The organism is Lichenicola sp. GTC18331 (assembly GCF_055386855.1).
In genome coordinates this window covers 2536118-2556116 of the sequence record NZ_AP045015.1, presented here as the reverse complement: position 1 = coordinate 2556116, position 19999 = coordinate 2536118, and the positions used below count along the sequence as shown (strand labels likewise).

Here is a 19999-nt window from a genome sequence, read left to right as displayed (position 1 = left end):
CGGATCGAACCCATGCGCGTTTTCGTCACCGGAGCCACGGGCTTCGTCGGTTCCGCTCTGGTCCAGGAGCTTCTGTCGCACGGCCATGAGGTGCTGGGCCTGTCGCGCTCAGCGGAAAAGGGCACCGCTCTTGCCGCGACCGGCGCGGAGGTGCTGCACGGCACGCTCGACGATCTGCCGTTGCTGCGCGACGCCACAGCCCGTGCCGACGCGGTGGCGCATCTCGGCTTCAACCATGATTTCAGCCGTTTCGCCGAGAATTGCGCGCAGGATCGGCGCGCCATCGAGGTGATCGGCGAAGCGCTTTCGCCCGGGAAGCCGTTTCTGGTGACGTCCGGCGTCGCCATGCTGGCACAGGACCGTCCGGCGACGGAGGCCGATCGCCACCCGGACGATCACGGCTTCCCGCGGCGCTCTGAGCAGGCGGCGCGGGCCCTGGCGGCGAAGGGATTGACGACCGGAACGGTACGGCTGCCCCCGACGACGCACGGTCTCGGCGACCACGGCTTCGTGCCGATGCTGGCGGCGCTGGCGCGGCAGACCGGCGTCTCGGCCTTTGTCGAGAACACGGACACACGCTGGGCGGCGACGCACCGCACCGATGCGGCGCGCCTGTTCCGTTTGGCACTGGAAGACGGAGTGCGGCAGCCGGTCTATCACGCGATCGCCGAGGAAGGAGTGCCGTTTCGCCGCATCGCGGAGGCGATCGGACGGGCGCTGGGCGTTCCGGTGGACGCACGCGCACCGGAGCATTTCGGCTGGATGGCGGCGTTTGCCGGCACCAACATGGCGGCAACCGGCGCGGACACCGCGTCGCGCCTGGGCTGGGTGCCGACCGGGCCGGACTTGCTCACCGATCTGGCTGAGCCCGGGTATTTCGACGTGGGCTGAGGAGCTGGGTGAGAGAGAAAGGTAAGAGTATTCTTTCTTGGAAGAAAGAACCAAAGAACTTTGGCCGTTTGGTCACAGCTAAATCAACCAGCATTCAGCCAAACGGACAAAAGTCTTTTTGCTTCTTTTTCTTCAGAAAAGAAGATCTTACCGTCTCCTTCCATCAAGGCGCTTTCCACACCGCGTCCGCCACAGTGATCTTTCCGGGCAGAAGATGCTGCGCCAGGAAAGCGTCCGCAATGCGCTGCTGCTCGGCCACCACATCCGGCGTCATCGGCTGGACGCCGTAGGTGAGCCGGTCCAGCGCCTTGCGCACCACGGGCAGAGGCAGGCCAGTATCGGTGGCGAGATACTGGCTGGCATCCGCCTTGTGCGCCTCGCTCCATGCATCCGCCGCGGCGATCTGCTGCAGCAGGATCGGGATCAGATCCGGGTTCTTCGCGGCAAAACCGCGCTCGGCCAGAAAGAACTGCCGGTTGCCGACCACGCCATCGGCCCAGGTGAGCACGCGTGTGGGTTTGGCCGCCTGCACGGCGGAGAGATACGGGTCCCAGATCGCCCAGGCATCGATGCGGCCACTGTCGAACGCCGGACGCGCAGCACCTGGCACCAGGAACACCGGCTGGATGTCGGCCATGGTCAGCCCCGCCTTGGTCAGCGCAGCGAGCAGCAGCCAATGCACGTTCGACGCGCGGTTGAGCGCCACCTGCTTGCCCTTGAGGCCGGCCACATCGCGGATCGGACTCGATTCCGGCACGATGATCGCCTCGCCGAAGGGCGCGACCGGCTCGTGCCCGACATAAACGATCCGGTTGCTGGTGGCCTGGGCGAAGATCGGCGGCGCATCGCCGGTGATGCCGAAATCCACCGCGCCGGCACTGAGCGCCTGCAGAAGCTGCGGGCCGGCAGCGAACTCGCTCCAGGCAATGGACACGTTGGTGCCGGCCAGCGCTTTCTCCAGCAATCCGGTGTGCTTCAGCAGGATCAACGTGCCGTAGCGCTGATAGCCGATCCGGATGGTGCGCGGCGCGCCGGCGGCGAACGCGGCACCTGCGGTCAGAAGGGCCGGAACAGCGCCGAGAAGGCTGCGACGTGAAAGCATGGGCGGACTCCATCGAGATCACGTGCTTTGCATTATTCACGATTGCGGTCCAGTCTCCTTGAAATCAATCACTACGAACGATCGTTCTTTACGATCTGCCGCCGCAGGAGCGTGCTCATGCCCGACACCATCCTTCCCGTGGATCACAGGACCGGCCTCGCCCCTTCCGGGGGCGCCACGGAATGCGACGTGCTCTGGTTCCTGCCCACCCACGGCGACGGGCGTTATCTCGGCTCGCAGATCGGCGCGCGCCATGTGACGCTGAACTATCTGAGCCAGATCGCCCGCGCCGCCGACGAACTCGGCTATTTCGGCATGCTGCTGCCGACCGGGAAGAGCTGCGAGGACAGTTGGGTCGTGGCGTCGTCGATGATCCCGCTGACGCAGCGCGTGCGCTTCTTGGTCGCGGTGCGTCCGGGACTGAGCGAGCCGTCCATGACCGCGCGCATGGCGGCGACGTTCGACCGGCTCAGCAACGGGCGCCTGCTGGTGAACGTGGTGACGGGCGGCGATCCGACCGAGCTGGCCGGAGACGGCGTGTTCCTCGACCACGCGTCGCGCTACGAGGCCACCGCCGAATATCTGGAGGTGTGGCGCCGGCTGATGCGCGGCGACACCGTGGATTTCGAGGGGCGGCACCTACGCTCGAAGGGCGGCAAGCTGCTGTTTCCGCCGGCGCAGCGCCCCTACCCGCCTTTGTATTTCGGCGGCTCATCCGGCGTCGGCCAGGAGGTCGCGGCCGAGCATGTGGATGTTTACCTGACCTGGGGCGAGCCGCCCGCGGCGGTGAAGGAAAAGATTGACGCCGTGCGGGCACTGGCCGCCGCGCGCGGGCGCACGCTCAGCTTCGGCATCCGCCTGCATGTGATCGTGCGCGAAACCTCGGAGGAAGCCTGGGCGGCGGCGGACTCGCTGATCCGGCATCTGGACGAGGCCGACATCGCCAAGGCCCAGGCCGCGTTCGCGAAATTCGACAGCGTGGGCCAGCAACGGATGGCCGAACTGCACAAAGGCGGCCGCGACAATCTGGTGGTGTCGCCCAATCTCTGGGCCGGGGTCGGTCTCGTGCGTGGCGGCGCCGGAACCGCTCTCGTGGGCAACCCGGACGAGGTCGCCGCGCGCATGAAGGAATACATGGCGCTGGGCATCGACCGCTTCATCCTGAGCGGCTATCCGCATCTGGAGGAATGCTACCGCTTCGCCGAGTTGGTGTTTCCCAAGCTGCCGCTCCGGGCCACCACGGGCAACGCTCTAGGCGCAGCGCATCACGGCGGGCCGTTCGGCGAGGTGATCGCGAATGTGAGCGCACCGACGCATGGGGGACGGGGGTAGGTTGCTGCGGGGCTCTGCCCCGCATGCCCCGGAAAGGGGCGGTCTCCCCTTTCATCCCCAAACGTTGCGAACTCCAATTGGTAGCGGATTCGGCGTTGTAGCAGGCCTTACTATACCCACCTGGGCGACCTGTAAGCAGATATCAGATGTTTGGCGATCACTTCACACAAAAACAGATCGCTCTTAGGCTTTGATTGCTGCAATAATGTCGGCGCCGGAGCCGGCGATCGTAGCCGGACCCACCGACTCAACCATGTCTCTGGGAAGACCCGCAATTACGCAGGCGTCGGTTACGGTCAGACTGGACTCCAAACTAGGCCAGTAGAGGGCTAAACCAGCCCTCCGCATGAGTGCAAACAGATCATCAAACATGAGTTCACCTCCAGGACGATTGATGCTGAAGCTGTGCACGTCATCACCTTCGTCCGGAGAGAGATCACCGCCACCTCCGTCGGGGTAAGAAAGAACCATAACATTCGGCTCAATTCCTTCAGAGGCGTAGGCACCGAACGCTTCATGAAGCCATTGTCGAGGGAAACTCGCTATTTTCCCGTTTCGAAAGCAATGGATATATAAGTCAAAACTCATTCTTGTTGCCCTGAGCCGATTGATGCGCTGTCCTGACTTATGAGTATTCTCATGCAGATCGGCGTCGTCGAGGTTATTCGCGCAGCACATCCGGATTTAGGTCAATCTACCGCGATCCCTTCGTCCCACGCTCTCGTACCCACTTGTCGTCACCCGCTCCAAAGTGGACAGCCCGCCGTCGGCCCCCATTGATCGACGAGAATATCTCTAAGGCCCCATTGACGACCCAACTCTTGATTACCCCACGCGTTAGGGCAATCTGTTCGCTCTACCCACCCGGGCACGAAAGGTTCGATCATGCAGCAGTTGGAACAGGTTGCGTTTGTTGCCGCCGCACTGCTGGCGATGATCCCTGTTCTGCTCGCCGCGCGGCCGAAGCCGCAGCCGATCCGCATTCGGGCGCGGAAGGGCCGCTAGACCGCCTCGCCCACGTCCAGCGCGTCGAGCAGCACGCGACGCCCTCGCGCGAACTCGGCAGCATCGTGCCGGCGCGGGCGCTCCATTTCCAACGGCAGCACGGTTCTGATCCGGCCGCGATCCAGCACCACGGCCCGATCGCCGAGCGTCAGTGCCTCGTCCACATCATGCGTCACCAGCAGTACGGCGCAGCCATGGGCGCGCCAGAGGCGCTCCACCATCGCGTGCATGCGTAGGCGGGTGAGCGCGTCGAGGCTAGCGAAGGGCTCGTCCAGCATCAACAATTGTGGCGCGCGCACCAGAGCCCGGGCGATGCCGACGCGCTGAGCCTCGCCGCCCGATAGGGTGAGCGGCCAGGCGTCGAGACGATGCGATAAACCGACCTCGCCCAGGGCCGCTTCGGCGCGGGCGTGCGCATCCGCGCCGTTCAGACCCAGCATCACGTTGTCGCGCACCCGCTTCCACGGCAGCAGGCGGCTCTCCTGGAACACCACCGCGACCTGTTCCGGCACGGTGACAGTGCCTTCCTCGACGGGGTCGAGTCCGGCCAAAGTGCGCAGAAGCGTGGTTTTGCCGGAGCCGGAACGGCCCAGGAGGGCAACGAACTCGCCGGGACGGATCTGCAGATCGAGCCCGTCCAGCACACGATTGCCACCGAAGGCGCGGCCCAGGCCCTCGACGAAGACACCGGCGCTCATCGCACGCCTCCCGCCACCGGGCGCCAGCACAGCAGACGCCGCTCCAGCATCCGCACCGCGAGATCGCTGAGCAGACCGAGCAGCGCATAGACCAGCAGCCCGACCAGGATGATGTCGGTGCGGAGGAAATCCTGCGCGTCCATCATCATATGACCGATCCCCGTCGACGCGTTCACCTGCTCGGCAACCACCAGCATCAGCCAGGAAATGCCGACGGAAAAGCGCAGGCCCGTGAGCAGATCGGGCAATGCCCCGGGCAGAACGATGTTGCGGATCACGGCCGAGCGGGACAGGCCGAGCGTGCGGCCCATCTCCAGCAGCTTCGGGTCGATCGCGCGGATGCCCTTGAACAGGTTGAGATAGACCGGGATCAGCGCGCCCAGCGCCACCAGGGCGATCTTGGGCGTCTCGCCGATGCCGAACCAGAGAATGAACAGCGGCACCAGAGCCAGAGCCGGCAGAGTGCGGAGCATCTGCATCGGCGCATCGACCACGTCCTCGCCGATACGCGACAGGCCGGCGACCAAGGCCAGAGCGATGCCGCCACCGATGGCGATGGCCAGTCCGCTGCCGGCGCGGCCGAGGGACACGAACAGGTTCTGCGGCAGAACACCGCTGCGGGTGAGGTCGAACGCGGTGCGGGCAATGCGCAACGGCGAGGCGAGGGTTTCCGGCGAGACCAGCCCTGCGGAGGACGCCGCCTGCCAGACCGCCAGGATCAGCAGGGTGGACCAGAAGCGGCGGAAGGGCAGCGGACGGGCGGTCTTCCGCCCCCCCGCCGGGCTGCGTCTCGCCGACCGAACCGGCGCCGGGCGCGACACAGGCCGGCCAATCACCGCCGTCGGGCTGGAGACCCTGTCGAGCATGTTTGTTTCATCCGCTGTCGTTCGCGGATGAAACAAACCATCATGCAGATGGTAGCGTCAACTTATCACACTATTTTGTGTCGTTGTTCTTGCCCTTCTCCGACGCCCTCTCCGCCGGCTGCGCGCTGATCAAAGCGCTCATGTTGACGATGCCGCGTGCGGTGACGCTTTGCGCCAGCACATGTACCGGGCGCGACACGCCGAGCAGCATCGGCCCGACCTGCAGACCCTCGGCTGCCGCCTTCAGCAGGGAGAAACCGATATTGGCGGCATCAAGCGTCGGCATGATCAGCAGATTGGCGGAGCCGGTCAGGCGGCTATCCGGCACCGTGCGCTGACGCAGGGCTTCGGAGAGCGCGGTGTCGGCCTGCATCTCACCATCCACTTCGAGTTCCGGCGAAGCCGCGCGGATCAGGCGCAGGGCCTGACGCATCTTGCGGGCCGAGGCACTGTCGGAGGAGCCGAAATTGGAGTGCGAGAGCAGGGCCGCGCGCGGCGTCAGGCCGAACTCGCGCACCGCTTCCGCCGCCAGCAGGGTCATCTCGCAGATCTGCTCGGCGGTGGGGTCGAGCACCATGTGCGTGTCGCAGAAGAACAGCACGCCGTTGCCCTGGATCAGCGCGGTCAGGGCATAGACGCGGGTGGCGCTCTCATGCGGCGGGATCACCGGCAGCACGTATTTCACCTGCTGCCACCAGCTGTTCAGCCCGCCGACCAGGGCGGCGTCGACATGGCCGGAGCGGAGCAGCATGGAGGCGGCGATGGTCGGACGCTTCACCAGAGCGCGCTCCGCCGCCTGCATCGGCAGACCTCGGCGCGCAACCAGCTTCTGGTAATCGGCGATCATCGGCGCGAACAGCTCGGAGCTGTCCGGGTCGATCACCTCCACGTCCTTGTCCAGATCGAGACGTAGGCCGAGCAGGCGCAGCTTGTTCTGGATCACCTCGCGACGGCCGAGCAGAACCGGGCGGGCGAGCTTGTCGTCCACCACCGCCTGCACGGCGCGCAGCGTGCGCTCGTCCTCGCCCTCGGCGTAGGCGATGCGCTTCGGCGTCTTGCGGGCGGCCTCGAACACCGGGCGCATCACCTGCCCGGAGCGATACACGACGTCGTCCAGATCCTGGCGATAGGCCTCGAAATCGGCGATCGGCCGTTCCGCCACCCCGCTCTCCATGGCCGCCTTGGCGACGGCGGGGGCCACGACCAGGATCAGGCGCGGGTCGAACGGTTTCGGGATGATGTATTCCGGCCCGAACATCGGCGCCTCGCCGCCATAGGCCGCAGCCACGGCTTCGCTGGCCTCGATACGCGCCAGACCGGCGATCGCCTCCACGGCGGCGACCTTCATCGCCTCGTTGATCTCGCGCGCGCCGCAATCCAGCGCGCCGCGGAAGATGAACGGGAAGCAGAGCACGTTGTTGACCTGGTTCGGGAAATCCGACCGGCCAGTGGCGATGATCGCGTCCGGGCGCACCTCCCGGGCGAGATCGGGCAGGATCTCCGGCTCCGGATTGGCGAGCGCCAGGATGAACGGCTTCTCGCCCATGGTCTTGAGCCATTCCGGCTTCAGCACGCGCGGCGCCGACAGGCCCAGGAACACGTCCGCGCCGGGCAGCACTTCCGGCAGGGTGCGGGCATCGGTCGGGTGGGCGAAGCGCGCCATGTTGGCGCCCATGTTCTCGTCGCGCCCGGCATAGACCACGCCCTTCACGTCGGTGAGGGTGACGTTCTCCGGCTTGAGTCCCATCGCGACCAGCAGCTCGACGCAGGCGATGGCGGCGGCGCCGGCGCCGGAGGTGACGAGGCGCACGTCGGCGAGGGATTTGTTCTGGAGGGCGAGGCCGTTGCTGACGGCGGCGGCGCAGACGATGGCGGTGCCGTGCTGGTCGTCATGGAACACGGGGATGCGCATGCGCTCGCGCAGCTTGCGCTCGATCTCGAAGCACTCGGGAGCCTTGATGTCCTCGAGATTGATGGCGCCGAAGGTCGGCTCCAGCGCCGCGACGATGTCCACGAAGCGGTCCGGGTCCAGCGCGTCCACCTCGATATCGAAACAGTCGATATCGGCGAACTTCTTGAACAGGACGGCCTTGCCTTCCATCACCGGCTTGGAGGCCAGCGCCCCGATCGCCCCCAGACCCAGAACGGCGGTGCCATTGGTGATCACGCCGACCAGATTGCCGCGCGCGGTGTAGTCGCGCGCCTTGTCGGGATCGGTCTTGATCTCCTCGCAGGGAGCCGCGACGCCGGGCGAGTAGGCCAACGCCAGATCGCGCTGGGTCGCCATGCGCTTGGTCGGCACCACGGCGAGCTTTCCGGGGTTCGGCAGCCGATGGTAATTAAGCGCCGCGCGCCGGAAATTCTCGTCCATCCCTGTATCTCCCCTGGCGTGGCCGCCATCGTTCGGTCGTTCGGCGGCAGCGTTCAGGAGCCACCCTGCTCCGTCAAGGCGATCCGGCGAAGAGCGGCCATGCCGAGAGGCGCATCATCGCCCGGGTCCATGCGGCGAGCGGGAAAATGCGCAGGAGCCGGTTCTTCTAAACAAAGCTTTAGTCGGGGCCGCGTACCGGCACGGTTCCACCCTTCCTCCCGTCCGTGCGTTGATCCGACAGGGAGACAAACACCATGATCGAGATGCACGGCTTCTGGCGCTCATCCGCCGCCTACAGGGTACGAATTGCGCTCAACCTCAAACAGCTCCCGTTCCGGGAAATCTTCGTCGATCTCGATGGCGGCGAACAGAACCAACCCGAGTTCCGCGCTCTCAACCCGCAGGGCGTAGTGCCGACCGTGCTGTTCGAGGACGGCACACGCCTCACCCAGTCGCTGGCAATTCTGGAATATCTGGAGGAAACCCATCCGGAACCGCCTCTGCTGCCTTCGGATCCGGCCGGAAGGGCACGCGTACGCGGCATCGCCGGCCTGTTCGCGACCGACCATCATCCGTTGATCGTGCCGCGCGTCCGGCGCTTCCTGCGCGAGCGCTTCGACGTCGATCCGGCCGGCGAGACCGACTGGCTGCATCATTGGCTCGGCGAAGGTCTCCGCATCGGCGAAGCCCGGCTTTCGGCGGAAGCGGAAACCGGGCGCTTCTGCCACGGCGACACGCCGACCATCGCCGATCTCTGTCTGGCCAGTCACATGGCCGCGTCGCGCGTGTTCGGTGCCGATCTGACCGTGGCGCCGACGCTTCTGTCGATCGAGCGGAATGCCCTGGCGCTGGACGCGTTCGACAGGGCGCAGCCCGCCAGACAGAAACGCTGACGGATCGTGGGGGAAGGACGCGCCTCCCCCCACGCGTCGCTCAAACGTCGACGTTGGCGTGCGTTGCGATATAGCCCTGCAACTGGGCGATCGTGTCGTTGCCCACTGGCAGCACCGCGCCGTGGGAGACGCCGAGACGGTCCGGGAGCTGCGACAGGAAACCGCCGGTCGGGGTGACGCCCAGATCCGTGTATTCCGCCGCCGGCAGATGAAACTCCGCGATCAAGGCCGCGGCTCCGGCCAGACCTGCAGCCACGCTCAACGGGTGCAACAGCGCGTCGATCGGGGAGAAGGTGGCGCTGTCGCCGGAGAAAGCGGGCGCCACCAGCGCGGCGACCTTGCTCAAGGCGGCCTGATCGGAGGCGGCGCCGATCTGCAGCACGGTGCCGTAATGCGGCAACTGGCCGCCCTGCGCGACGAAACGGGGCGCGAAGGGCTGCTCGCCCTTGATGTCGGAGCCGTAATTGCCGACCGGATCGCCATCGGTGACGACGCTGACGAAATTGCCGCCGGTGCCGATCGCGGTCGCATCCGGACGGATGCCGGTGGGCTCGAAGCCGATCCCGGCGAGGCCGGTCTGCTGCGCCACGTATTCCGCCTCGATACCGCCCAGCGAGTGGCCGGTGACGAAGACCTGGCTGGACGCGTAGCCCTGCTTCGCCGCCTCGGCCAGAACCTGCCTGGCGAAACCGAGCGACTCCAGCTGCGCAGACGAGGTCTTCTGCTGGAGAATGGTCAGATCGCTGAGCAGGCCGCCGACGCTGGCTGCGGGATCGACCAGGATGTTCTCGCCGCGCGTGGTGCCGGAGAAGGTGATCAGCACCTGGTGTTCCGCGGTGATCCAGGTATGCGCGAAGGCGCCGTTGAGGTCGTCGGACAGCGAGAGTTGCTGTCCGTTCACCAGAAACGGCTTCATGCCGTCCGGCACGCCGCCCAGCACATATTCGCTGATGGCACCGTTGAGGAATTCCGAAACGGTGGGCGAAAGGGTTGCCTGTTGCGCCTGTGCCTCCAGGGCGTAGTCGGCGGCCTGAGTGGCGGGAACCGCCGAGGCATGCGCCGCGGCTGTCGTGGCGGTCGTTTCGCGCGCAGCGGTCGGCGTTACGGCGAAAGCCTCCACCGCGTGACGGGCGGCGGAAACCCCGAGCCCGGTCGTCCGGGTGATGTCCGCCAAAGCGGCGTGGGTGTATGCCGTCGCGCTTCTCGACGGGTCGACGACGATTTTATCATGCAGCATGGCGGGCGCCTCCGTTTCGCTCCGTGCCGCGCCGGTTCTGTTCGCCGGCTGCGACAGGAGCGCAGGCTGAAACACCTCAACACGATCGTCCAGACGAACGATAAGCCGGCTTTGCCCCGCCAGGGGGCGCCCGGACCGGCCCACACAGCGCTCTGACCTGCACGCCGTAGCGTCACCCGCCATGATGCGGCGACGTGAAAATTCATCGTTTTTACGCGTTATTTCTCATCGGCTGCTGTGGCATGCCGCCCCGAGAACCGCGCCGGGAAGACCGCCATGCGAGACCGACATCATCGCCTCGGCACGCAAGAATAGGCCCCCCGAACGCGTTCGTCCGACGCTCGCGGACCTTGCGTGTGCCCCCAGCCATCCGGAGCTGCCGAAACCGGTATCGTCGCGAAGAACAATCCGGAACGAAACCGCTCTCAGCGCGCAGGCAAGCCGCGACGCATCGCGAGCACGATCACCAAGGTCACGCCGTAACCCCAGAGCAGCCAGGACGCACCGAGGCGCAGCACCCGCTCGTCCGCACCGTAGAGAAACGGCGCCCAGCGCAATGCGACGGCGTCGATCAGGTTCGCGACGCCGACCACCAGGACCGTCGCGGCCAGGATCTGTTCCGGCCTCAAGCGTGCCGACCGGCGCACGAAACGGATGCAGCCCCAGCAGATGGGCAAACTCACCGCGAACAGCACCGCACCACGCAACGGGTCGGTCAGCGACCCGGGCACCCAGCGCATCGACGCGGTCGCGATGGCCCAGAACAGGATCGCGATCCCGACCAGCACCGGCACCTGCGTTTTCGTCAGCATGGCTTTCGACTCCGTTATGAAACACGCGTTACATAGCCTGAACGATGTAACGGGTGCTACAGAAATCGGCATGGATACTCTCCCCGACCGTCGTGACGCCCTGTGCGACCGGATCAGCGCCATCGTCCTCGCCCAGGGTCTGGGCGCCTTCGCCCTGCGCGGTCTCGCGTCGCAACTCGGCACCTCCGGCCGGATGCTTCTGTATTATTTCGGCAGCAAGGACGCGCTGGTTCGCGAAACCCTGCACCGGATCAACACCGGCCTGCGGTCGCGCCTGAGCGGCGTGGACGCCATGCCGCCCGTCACCCCCGGGAGACTGGTGACGTTCCTGCTCGAACAATCGGAGAAACCGGACATGGCGCCGGTGATGCGGCTCTGGACGGAGGTGGTGTCCGCAGGCGCACGCGGCGAAGCGCCCTACGACCAGCTGGCGCCGTTCGTGGTGGAGGACTGGATCGGCTGGCTCGACTCCCGGCTCCTGCCCGCCTGGCGCGGCAACGGCACGGCGGAAACCATTCTGGCGCTGATGGACGGGATGATCCTGCTGGACACGGCACGCCCGGGCACCACCCGCCCGGCCCGTGCGTTGCTGCCGGGATTGCTGGACGGGGCGGCTGGAGACAGTCATGCTGGCGATCGAACGAATCCAGAACGTCGAGGCGAGACATGACCGACACGCAGAAGATCGCTCCCGCTCAGCCCGGAAAAGGGTTGTGCCCCATCGTCGGCAGCACGCGCGCCTTGCCCCGCGATGCAGTCTGCACCGGCGCGGTGCCGGACGCGCACGTGATCGAGGCGAGCCTGAACATCCGGCCGCGCGACGAGACCGCCTTGTTCGCGAAGATGAACACGCTCGGCGACCCCGACGCGCGGCGCAAGCTGATGGCCCATGCGCGCGAAACGCTTTACGGGCCGGATATCCGCGCGCTCACCGACTATGCCAACCAGCACGGGCTGACCGTGCTGGAAAGCTCGGCCGCGCGCCGTCTGGTACGCGTGTCCGGCACGCCGCGTGCGATCGAAGCCGCGTTCGGGACCAAGCTCGAACTCTACAAGTCCGGCACGGAAACGTTCCGCAGCCATGCGGGCGAACTGCATCTGCCGGATGCGCTGCACGGCATCGTCGAATCCGTGCTGGGGCTGGACGACCGCGCCATCGCCCATACCCGCATCGTCCGCCCGCGTGCCGCACAGCCCGGCGGGCTGGAACCGAACAAGCTCGGCACGCTCTACGATTTTCCGACCGGCGTGGACGGAACGGGTGTGACCATCGCCCTGATCGAATTGGGCGGCGGCTATTCCGCAGCCGACAATCAGACCGCGTTCAAGGCGATGGGCTTGAAGACGCCGCGCGTGGTGGCGGTTTCGGTCGATGGCGCCCGCAACAAGACCGGCTCGGATGCGGACGGCGAGGTGGCGCTCGACATCCAGGTCGCCGGCGGTGTCGCACCCGGCGCGGAGATCGCGGTCTATTTCGCACCCAACACCGATGCCGGTTTCTCCGACGCCATCTCGCAGGCGGCGCATGACGGCACCACCAAACCGTCGGTGATCTCGATCTCCTGGGGCGGTCCGGAAAGTTCCTGGAGCGCGCAGGCGGTTTCGGCTATGAACAGCGCGCTGCAGGATGCGGCGGCGATGGGCATCTCGGTCTATGTCGCGTCCGGCGACAGCCTCGCCACCGACGGCGTCGATGACGGCATGGCGCATGTAGATTTCCCGGCCTCGTCGCCCTGGGCGATCGGCTGCGGCGGCACGCATATCGCCGTGTCCGGCAATACGATCTCGGCTGAAATGGTCTGGAACGATTCGCTCGAAGGCGGCGGCGGCACCGGCGGCGGCATCAGCGACCTTTTCGGCATTCCGGCGTTCCAGAACACCGTGACACTGCCCCCCAGCGTGAATGGCGGGCGTAAGGGGCGCGGCGTGCCCGACGTCGCCGGCAACGCGGCGCCTGGCAGCGGCTACCTGGTGGTGGTCGGAGGCAAGAAGGAAGTGGTCGGCGGCACCTCCGCCGTGGCGCCGCTCTGGGCCGGGCTCACCGCGCTGATCAACCAGAAGGCCGCGGTTCCGGTCGGCTTCCTGCCCGATTTTCTCTACGGGCAGATCAAGATCGGCCGGAAGCTGACGGTCGAGATCACCAGCGGCAACAACAAGCCGGCCAACACGCAGATCGGTTATCAGGCCGGCCCGGTCTGGAACGCCTGCACCGGGCTCGGTCGTCCGGACGGCAAGGCCCTGTTCGGCGCGCTGACGGCGCGGACGACCGGCAGCGCAAACGTCTAGTCGCTGAGGACGGGCCGGAGTGTCGTCGTTCCGGCCCTGGTCTTCATGCCCCTGCGGCGATCCGGTCCTGGATCGCGATCATTTCCACGCACGCCGCTGCCGCTTCGCGGCCCTTGTTGTGCTCGTCGTCGCGCGAACGAGAGATCGCCTGCGCGTCGGTGTAGGTGGTGATGACCCCGAATGCGATCGGCGTGTCGGTCGCGAGCTGCGCCTGCATCAGACCGATCGTCGTCCCCAGGCTGATGAATTCGAAATGCGCCGTGTCGCCCTTCACCACGCAGCCCAGGCAGATCACGCCGCGATAGCGCCCGGTCTTGGCCAGGCACTGCGCGATCAGCGGCAGTTCGTAGGCGCCGGGCGCCGCGATCACATCCTCGTCGCGCACGGGGATGTCGTGCTCGCCCAGCCATTCGTTCGCCCCGCGGCGCAGGCCGTCGGTGACGTCCTCGTTGAAACGGCTCACCACGATGGCGAGACGCGGTGGCGTTGCGAAGCGGAGATCGGGCTTCGTGCGGGGCGTGTTGGTGCTCATCGATTCGTCCTTATTCCGCAGCGCGCTCGGCGGTTTCGTCGCCAGCCAGCACATGGCCCATCCTGTCGCGCTTGGTGCGCATGTAGCGGTCGTTATGCGCGGTATGCGGCATCTCCAGCGACACGCGTTCCGCCACGGTGATGCCATGCCCTTCCAGGGCAGCGATCTTGGCCGGGTTGTTGGTCAGCAGCGCCAGACGCCCGACGCCGCAATCGCGCAGGATCGCGGCGGCCACGGAGTAGTCGCGCGCATCAGCCGCGAAACCCAGACGATGATTCGCTTCCACCGTATCGAGCCCTTCATCCTGCAAGGCATAGGCCCGCACTTTGTTCGCCAGCCCGATCCCGCGGCCTTCATGCCCGCGCAGATAGAGCAGAATGCCGTTCTCTGCCTGCGCGATGCGCTGTGTCGCCGCCTGGAGCTGCGTGCCGCAATCGCAACGAAGAGAACCGAACACGTCGCCCGTCACGCATTCGGAATGCAAACGCACCAGCGGCAGCGTTCCGGCCACGGACGGCTCGCCCTTGATCAACGCCAGATGTTCGCCGCCATTGCGATCCACATAAGCGCGCATCTCGAACACGGTATCGCTGTTCGCCACCGGAAGCGTCGTGGTGGCGCCGCGCTGCACGGTCGGCGAGTCGGTTTCCCGATCCCGCAGATAGGAGATCAGCTCGGCGATGGTGACGATCGGCAGATCGTGCCTGGCGCCGAACTCTTCCAGCTCCGCCATGCGCGCCATGCTGCCGTCGGCGCTCATGATCTCGCAGATCACCGCGGACGGCAAAAGCCCTGCCAGCTTCAGCAAATCCACCGACCCTTCGGTATGTCCGTCGCGGGCCAGAACGCCGCCGGGCACGCAGCGCAGCGGAAAGATATGCCCCGGGGACACGATATCGGCCGGCACCGCATGCGGCGATGCGGCGACCTCGATGGTGCGGGCGCGATCGCGTGCGGAGATACCGGTCTCGACCCCGGTGGCGGCCTCGATCGACACGGTGAAGCCGGTAGAGCGCGGCGCGCGATTGTCGCGCACCATCTGCGGCAGGCCGAGGCGGTCCACCTGCTCCGGCTCCAGCGCCAGACAAACGAGGCCGCGGCAATGCGTCACCATGAAGTTGATGGCGTCGGTGGTGACGTGCTGCGCCGCCATCACGACGTCGCCTTCGTTCTCGCGCCCCTCGTCATCGGTCATGATCACCATGCGGCCCGCGCGAAGAGCGGAGATCGCGGCCGCGATGCGGTCCGGGTAATCGGTCATGCGGCAATCCTCGCGAGCTGCTCGACATATTTGGCGATCACATCGATCTCCACGTTGATTGGATCGCCGACGGCGAGACCGCCCAGCGTGGTGTGGTCCCAGGTATGCGGAATGATGGTGACGGAAACGACGAAGAATTCGCCCTCGGGCTCCTCGATCCGGTTCAGAGTCAGGCTGATCCCGTCCAGGGTGATGGAGCCCTTCTCCACGCAGTAGCGACGCAGGCGCGCCGGAAGAACGAAGCGCAGCACACGCGCTTCGCCGGACGGCTCGACGCTGTCCAGACGGCCGACGCCATCCACATGCCCCTGGACGATATGCCCGCTCAAACGCGTGGACGGGGTGACGGCGCGTTCCAGATTGACCCTGTGCCCTTCTGCCAATCGGCCGAGCGCGGTCACCCGCAGCGTTTCCGGGCTGACGAACACCGACATGCGCCCTTGCGCGTCGAACTCGGTCACGGTGAGACAGACGCCGTTCACCGCGATGCTTTCGCCAAGAGACAGGTCGGGAAAACCCGTCTCCACGTCGAACTGGACGGTGCCGTCGCCCGGCGTGACGCGATGGATCCGGCCGAGCCGCTCTATGATTCCAGAGAACATGCACCCTCCTCGAAACAGCGCGTCAGCTCCGGCAGGAGCAGGAGCGGCGAGGCCGCGCGCGCATCCGCGACATCGACGGCGAGCCGGTCGGCCTCGCCTTCGGCGCCGCGCGTGATCACCAGCCGGTCGTTCCACGAACCGGCTTTTTTCAAAGACGCGAGCAGACCCGGTCCGGCTTCCACCATCGCCCACATCGCGCTCGCTTCCGCCAGCACAGCCGGCACCAGCTCCGGCGCCGGCACGCGTCGCAGAACGAACCGCTCCTCCGCGGCCGCCACCCAGTCGGACGGAAGGCTCCGGCTGCCCACCACCACCAGCAGACGGCGGCGTCCGGGATGGTCCGGCAGGCGGCGCACATCGAGGCCGGGGCGATCGGCCAGAACCGTGCCCGTGCCGGTCACGATCGCGTCGGTCGCGCGTCGCAGACGATGCGCCAGCAGCAGGGAGGATTCCGAGGTGAAGGTGGTCTGCCCGGCCGGCGGCATCATGGAGCCGTCGCGGTCGATCGCCTGCTTGATCGTGATCCAGGGCTTCTTTTCGACCGCGAGACGCCGGAACGGCGCGATCAGCGCGGCGCAGCGATGGGCGATCGGGCCATGTCCGTCGAGCGTTCGTACCGAGAGCCCTGACTCCGCCAGACGCGTCGCACCATGGCCGGACACGTTCGGATTCGGGTCGGAGCAGCCGATCCAGACCTCCCGCACGGGGCTACGGAGAATGGCTTCGGTGCAGGGGCCGGTACGGCCGCGATGGTTGCAAGGCTCCAGCGTCACCACGAGCGTGTGCGCCGCGTCCCATTGCCCGTTGTCCCGCAACACGGTCAGAGCCGCCGCCTCGGCATGAGGCAGGCCGGCGCGCTCATGGCCGCCGGTGGCGAGGATACGGCCATGCCTGTCGAGAATGGCGCAGCCGACCGGCGGATTGGGCGCGGTATTGCCAAGAAAGACCGACGCCGCGTCGATCGCAGCCGTGAAGCCGGCCACCACGGCGTCCGTCAAGTCTCGCTCGTCGATCAGGCTGTTCGCCGCACCCGTACTCAAAACACGATCCCGTCCCATACCGGACGACACCCAGGGCGCAGCTCGCCGCGCACGGCCTTTCCCATGCGGGAAAGGACCGTCGCAGCCAGCGTTCTCTTTCATCCGGACTATACCGTCGGCTCCGGGATCGCACCGGATCTGCTGACCCCGCTTCCAGGAAAGCGGGCGCTCGCGGGCTGATGCACGGTCGCCCGCACAATCACCGCCGGTGGGGAATCACACCCCGCCCTGAGAACGTCTCGCTGCTATCTAGGGTCGCGCAGGGGCCATTCGCAAGTGCGATGCAAAAGAGAGCGTGTCGAAACCACGTCTGCTCGCCGTTCCGGTCACGGTCCGGCCTTGGCGGAGGGGGGGATTCTCGCGCATGATGCCGGGCAAATCATGAACGACTTTCCGCCCCCCCTCGACGACGAATTCGACTCTCAGCCGCCCCCCCGGCCCGAGGGCTGCGCCCCCTCCGCAGACGATCGCACGCCGTCCGCCGCCGCACTCGACCGCTCCCTTTCGCGCCGCCAGCAGGATATCGCATCCCTCCTTCGCGGTTCCGGACGCTTGTCGGTGGAGGAGCTGGCATCGCGCTTTACCGTCACGCCGCAGACCATTCGGCGCGATCTGAACGAGTTGGCCGATGCAGGGGTCATCACCCGCGTCCATGGCGGCGCCATCATCGCGTCGGGTATCGCCAACCTGTCCTACGATGCACGCAAGCAGGTGGCGTCCGATGCGAAGCGCCGGATCGGCGAGGCGGCAGCGGCGCTGATCCCCGAAAGCGCGTCGGTATTCATCAATCTCGGCACGACCACCGAGGAGGTCGCACGTGCCATCGCCGGCCGCACCGGTCTGATGGTCGTCACCAACAACATGAACGTGGCGCTGAAACTGTGCCGCAATCCGGACATCCAGGTGATCGTCGCCGGCGGCTCGTTGCGCGCGTCGGATGGCGGCATCGTCGGCCGTCTGGCGGCGGATGCGTTCCGGCAGTTCAAGGCGGACGTGGCCGTGATCGGCACCTCGGCGATCGACGAGGAAGGCGCTTTGCTGGACTACGACCTGCGCGAAGTTCAGGTGTCGCGTGCGATCATCGACAATGCGCGCCGCGTGATGCTGGTGACGGATTCTTCCAAGTTCACTCGCGCTGCCCCCGTCCGGATCGCCCGGCTGGAAGAAATCGACATGCTGGTGACAGATCGCCTGACCGATCCGACACTACGCGCTCTGTGCCGGGAGGCCGGGGTCGAAGTGATCGAGGTGGACGCAGACGCGGAGAATTCGCTCACGCAAGGCTGACACGCGGAACCTTGTTCGTTTGGTTCGTTTGAGTTTATCGTCCGAACGATCAAACGCGCTGACAGCCGCGCCGTGGATGGGGCGGAACAAGGAACGTCCCGATGAACGTGAGTCCGCAGAAGAGCAGCCTGCTTCCTCCCTACGACATCGCCATCATCGGCGGCGGCATCAACGGCAGCGGTATCGCCCGCGATGCGGCGGGACGCGGCCATCGCGTGTTCCTGTGCGAAAAACGCGATTTCGCGTCCGGCACCTCGTCTGCGTCCACCAAGCTGATCCATGGCGGCCTGCGCTACCTCGAATATTACGAATTCCGTCTGGTGCGCGAAGCGCTGCGCGAACGCGAAGTGCTCTGGGGAATCGCACCGCATATCGCCTGGCCGCTGCGCTTCGTTCTGCCGCACCACACCGCCTTGCGTCCACGCTGGCTGCTCCGTCTCGGCCTGTTCCTCTACGACAATATCGGCGGTCGCAAGCGTCTGCCGGCGACGCGCTCGGTCGATCTGCGCACGGACAAGACCGGCAAGCCCCTGAAGCCCGAGTTCACGCGCGGATTCGAATATTCCGATTGCTGGGTCGAAGACTCACGCCTCACCGTGTTGAACGCCGCAGCCGCCGCATCGCTGGGCGCCACCGTGCGATCCCGTACCGCCTGCGTATCGGCGGTGCGCGAGAACGGTTTGTGGCGCATCACGACGCGTTCGGAAGACACCGGCGAAGAGGAGATCATTCTGGCCCGCGCGCTGGTGAACGCGGCGGGACCGTGGGTCGATAGCGTCGTGCATCAGGTGGTGCGCGAGAATAAGCGTGCGCCCGTGCGTCTGGTCCAGGGCAGTCACATCGTCGTGCCGCGCCTCTACGACCATGACGAGTGCTACATCTTCCAGAACGCCGACAAGCGCATCTTCTTCGTGATCCCCTACGAGACCGATTACACGCTGATCGGTACCACAGATCGCGATTACGACGGCGATCCGGCCGATGTCCGCGCCACGCCGGAAGAGATCGACTATCTCTGCCGCTCGGCCAGCGACTATCTGCGCAAGCCGGTCACGCCGGAGATGGTGGTATGGACCTATTCCGGCGTGCGGCCGCTCTACGCCGATGACGAAGAAGGCAAAGGCGGTTCTGCTTCCGCCGCAACGCGCGACTACGTGTTGAAGCTGGAACAGGAGCCGGGTCAGCCGCCGCTGCTGAACATCTTCGGCGGCAAGATCACGACCTATCGCCGCCTGGCGGAATCCGTTCTGGCGAAGATCGAGCCGCTTCTGCCGGCAACGCACAATGGACGACGCGCCGGCTGGACCGCGAACGTTCCTTTACCCGGCGGCGATTTCGCGCGCGACGGATATGACCGTCTGGTCGGCGATCTGGCTTCGCGCTACCCGTTCGCGCCGCAACGCCTGCTGCGTCGTCTGGTGCGCCATTACGGCACACGCGCGGCGATCGTTCTGGGCAACGCTCAGTCGATGGCCGATCTCGGCCGAGATCATGGTGCCGACCTGACCGATGCTGAACTGCGTTACCTGGTCCGGCACGAATGGGCACGCACCGGCGAGGACGTGCTGTGGCGTCGCACCAAACAGGGTCTCAGGCTCACGCAGGAGCAGCGCGTGGCGGTGGACGAGGCGGTGCGCGCGATCGCCGCGGAGGAGACTACGGGCTCGACGAGCTTAGCCACGCATTGACCAGCATCGATTGATCTGGCCTCCACGTCGTTCGGAGAGGCGCCGAAAGACCATCATAGCATTCAACACAGCGATGGAGCAGAACGCCCCGACGGG

At 66.3% G+C, this 19999-nt stretch carries 18 protein-coding genes and 1 riboswitch; of the genes, 7 read left to right on the top strand and 11 right to left on the bottom strand.

Going from position 1 to position 19999, the window contains the following annotated elements:
• Window positions 1–12 precede the first annotated feature (12 nt).
• On the top strand, window positions 13–891 hold the full coding sequence (locus ACZ5BM_RS11675) for an SDR family oxidoreductase (RefSeq protein WP_498908167.1): 879 nt from the start codon (window positions 13–15) through the stop codon (window positions 889–891).
• A gap of 163 nt (window positions 892–1054) precedes the next feature.
• Here the strand turns inward: ACZ5BM_RS11675 and ACZ5BM_RS11670 are convergent, their stop codons facing one another.
• Window positions 1055–1993: a type 2 periplasmic-binding domain-containing protein gene (locus ACZ5BM_RS11670; protein WP_498908166.1), complete on the bottom strand. Its 939-nt coding sequence runs from the start codon at window positions 1991–1993 to the stop codon at window positions 1055–1057.
• A gap of 117 nt (window positions 1994–2110) precedes the next feature.
• Between ACZ5BM_RS11670 and ssuD the strand changes: the two genes are divergently transcribed.
• Window positions 2111–3325, top strand: a complete 1215-nt coding sequence (ssuD, locus tag ACZ5BM_RS11665) for an LLM class oxidoreductase (protein ID WP_498908165.1) — start codon at window positions 2111–2113, stop codon at window positions 3323–3325.
• A 183-nt stretch (window positions 3326–3508) separates the two neighbouring features.
• On the opposite strand, the gene ACZ5BM_RS11660 is transcribed toward ssuD, so the two are convergent.
• The 4 genes from ACZ5BM_RS11660 to ACZ5BM_RS11645 all read right to left on the bottom strand — a co-directional run bounded on the left by ACZ5BM_RS11660 (window position 3509) and on the right by ACZ5BM_RS11645 (window position 8265).
• Window positions 3509–3913 carry a hypothetical protein gene (locus tag ACZ5BM_RS11660; protein WP_498908163.1) on the bottom strand — a complete coding sequence of 135 codons (405 nt, stop codon included), beginning with the start codon at window positions 3911–3913 and terminating at the stop codon, window positions 3509–3511.
• A 413-nt stretch (window positions 3914–4326) separates the two neighbouring features.
• Complete coding sequence (locus tag ACZ5BM_RS11655) at window positions 4327–5028, bottom strand: ABC transporter ATP-binding protein (protein WP_498908162.1); 702 nt, start codon at window positions 5026–5028, stop codon at window positions 4327–4329.
• Window positions 5025–5894, bottom strand: coding sequence for an ABC transporter permease (locus ACZ5BM_RS11650; RefSeq protein WP_498908161.1), 870 nt, complete (start codon window positions 5892–5894; stop codon window positions 5025–5027). The genes ACZ5BM_RS11655 and ACZ5BM_RS11650 overlap by 4 nt, the downstream gene beginning before the upstream one ends.
• 70 nt (window positions 5895–5964) lie before the next feature.
• On the bottom strand, window positions 5965–8265 hold the full coding sequence (locus ACZ5BM_RS11645) for an NADP-dependent malic enzyme (protein ID WP_498908159.1): 2301 nt from the start codon (window positions 8263–8265) through the stop codon (window positions 5965–5967).
• Between the two features lie 254 nt (window positions 8266–8519).
• Here ACZ5BM_RS11645 and maiA point away from each other — a divergent pair, with 254 nt between their 5' ends.
• Window positions 8520–9158, top strand: coding sequence for a maleylacetoacetate isomerase family protein (maiA, locus tag ACZ5BM_RS11640; protein ID WP_498908158.1), 639 nt, complete (start codon window positions 8520–8522; stop codon window positions 9156–9158).
• Window positions 9159–9198: 40 nt separating this feature from the next.
• Here maiA and ACZ5BM_RS11635 read toward each other — a convergent pair whose 3' ends face one another.
• On the bottom strand, window positions 9199–10395 hold the full coding sequence (locus ACZ5BM_RS11635) for an alpha/beta hydrolase family protein (protein WP_498908157.1): 1197 nt from the start codon (window positions 10393–10395) through the stop codon (window positions 9199–9201).
• Window positions 10396–10820: 425 nt separating this feature from the next.
• Window positions 10821–11207 carry a hypothetical protein gene (locus ACZ5BM_RS11630; RefSeq protein WP_498908156.1) on the bottom strand — a complete coding sequence of 129 codons (387 nt, stop codon included), beginning with the start codon at window positions 11205–11207 and terminating at the stop codon, window positions 10821–10823.
• 70 nt (window positions 11208–11277) lie between these two features.
• Between ACZ5BM_RS11630 and ACZ5BM_RS11625 the strand changes: the two genes are divergently transcribed.
• Together ACZ5BM_RS11625 and ACZ5BM_RS11620 are read left to right on the top strand one after the other, a co-directional pair.
• On the top strand, window positions 11278–11877 hold the full coding sequence (locus tag ACZ5BM_RS11625) for a TetR/AcrR family transcriptional regulator (RefSeq protein WP_498908155.1): 600 nt from the start codon (window positions 11278–11280) through the stop codon (window positions 11875–11877).
• Complete coding sequence (locus ACZ5BM_RS11620; RefSeq protein WP_498908154.1) at window positions 11874–13493, top strand: S53 family peptidase; 1620 nt, start codon at window positions 11874–11876, stop codon at window positions 13491–13493. Before ACZ5BM_RS11625 ends, ACZ5BM_RS11620 begins: the two co-directional genes overlap by 4 nt.
• Window positions 13494–13536: 43 nt before the next feature.
• Here the strand turns inward: ACZ5BM_RS11620 and ribH are convergent, their stop codons facing one another.
• The 4 genes from ribH to ribD are packed head-to-tail and all read right to left on the bottom strand — an operon-like array spanning window position 13537 to window position 16928.
• Entirely contained in the window at window positions 13537–14025 is a 489-nt protein-coding gene (gene ribH / locus ACZ5BM_RS11615) for a 6,7-dimethyl-8-ribityllumazine synthase (RefSeq protein ID WP_498908153.1), read from the bottom strand.
• Window positions 14026–14035: 10 nt separating this feature from the next.
• The gene (gene ribB, locus ACZ5BM_RS11610) at window positions 14036–15286 is read right to left on the bottom strand and encodes a bifunctional 3,4-dihydroxy-2-butanone-4-phosphate synthase/GTP cyclohydrolase II (protein ID WP_498908152.1); all 1251 of its coding nucleotides are present in this window, start codon (window positions 15284–15286) and stop codon (window positions 14036–14038) included.
• A complete protein-coding gene (locus tag ACZ5BM_RS11605) occupies window positions 15283–15888 on the bottom strand; it encodes a riboflavin synthase (RefSeq protein ID WP_498908151.1) in 606 nt (201 codons plus the stop codon). The genes ribB and ACZ5BM_RS11605 overlap by 4 nt, the downstream gene beginning before the upstream one ends.
• Complete coding sequence (ribD, locus tag ACZ5BM_RS11600) at window positions 15870–16928, bottom strand: bifunctional diaminohydroxyphosphoribosylaminopyrimidine deaminase/5-amino-6-(5-phosphoribosylamino)uracil reductase RibD (RefSeq protein ID WP_498908150.1); 1059 nt, start codon at window positions 16926–16928, stop codon at window positions 15870–15872. Before ribD ends, ACZ5BM_RS11605 begins: the two co-directional genes overlap by 19 nt.
• 86 nt (window positions 16929–17014) lie before the next feature.
• Window positions 17015–17168, bottom strand: a riboswitch (FMN riboswitch).
• A gap of 141 nt (window positions 17169–17309) precedes the next feature.
• On the opposite strand from ribD, the gene ACZ5BM_RS11595 reads away from it, so the two are divergent.
• Both ACZ5BM_RS11595 and glpD read left to right on the top strand, forming a co-directional pair.
• A complete protein-coding gene (locus tag ACZ5BM_RS11595) occupies window positions 17310–18215 on the top strand; it encodes a DeoR/GlpR family DNA-binding transcription regulator (protein WP_498908149.1) in 906 nt (301 codons plus the stop codon).
• 101 nt (window positions 18216–18316) lie between these two features.
• On the top strand, window positions 18317–19903 hold the full coding sequence (gene glpD / locus ACZ5BM_RS11590; RefSeq protein ID WP_498908147.1) for a glycerol-3-phosphate dehydrogenase: 1587 nt from the start codon (window positions 18317–18319) through the stop codon (window positions 19901–19903).
• The last annotated feature ends 96 nt before the right edge of the window (window positions 19904–19999 follow it).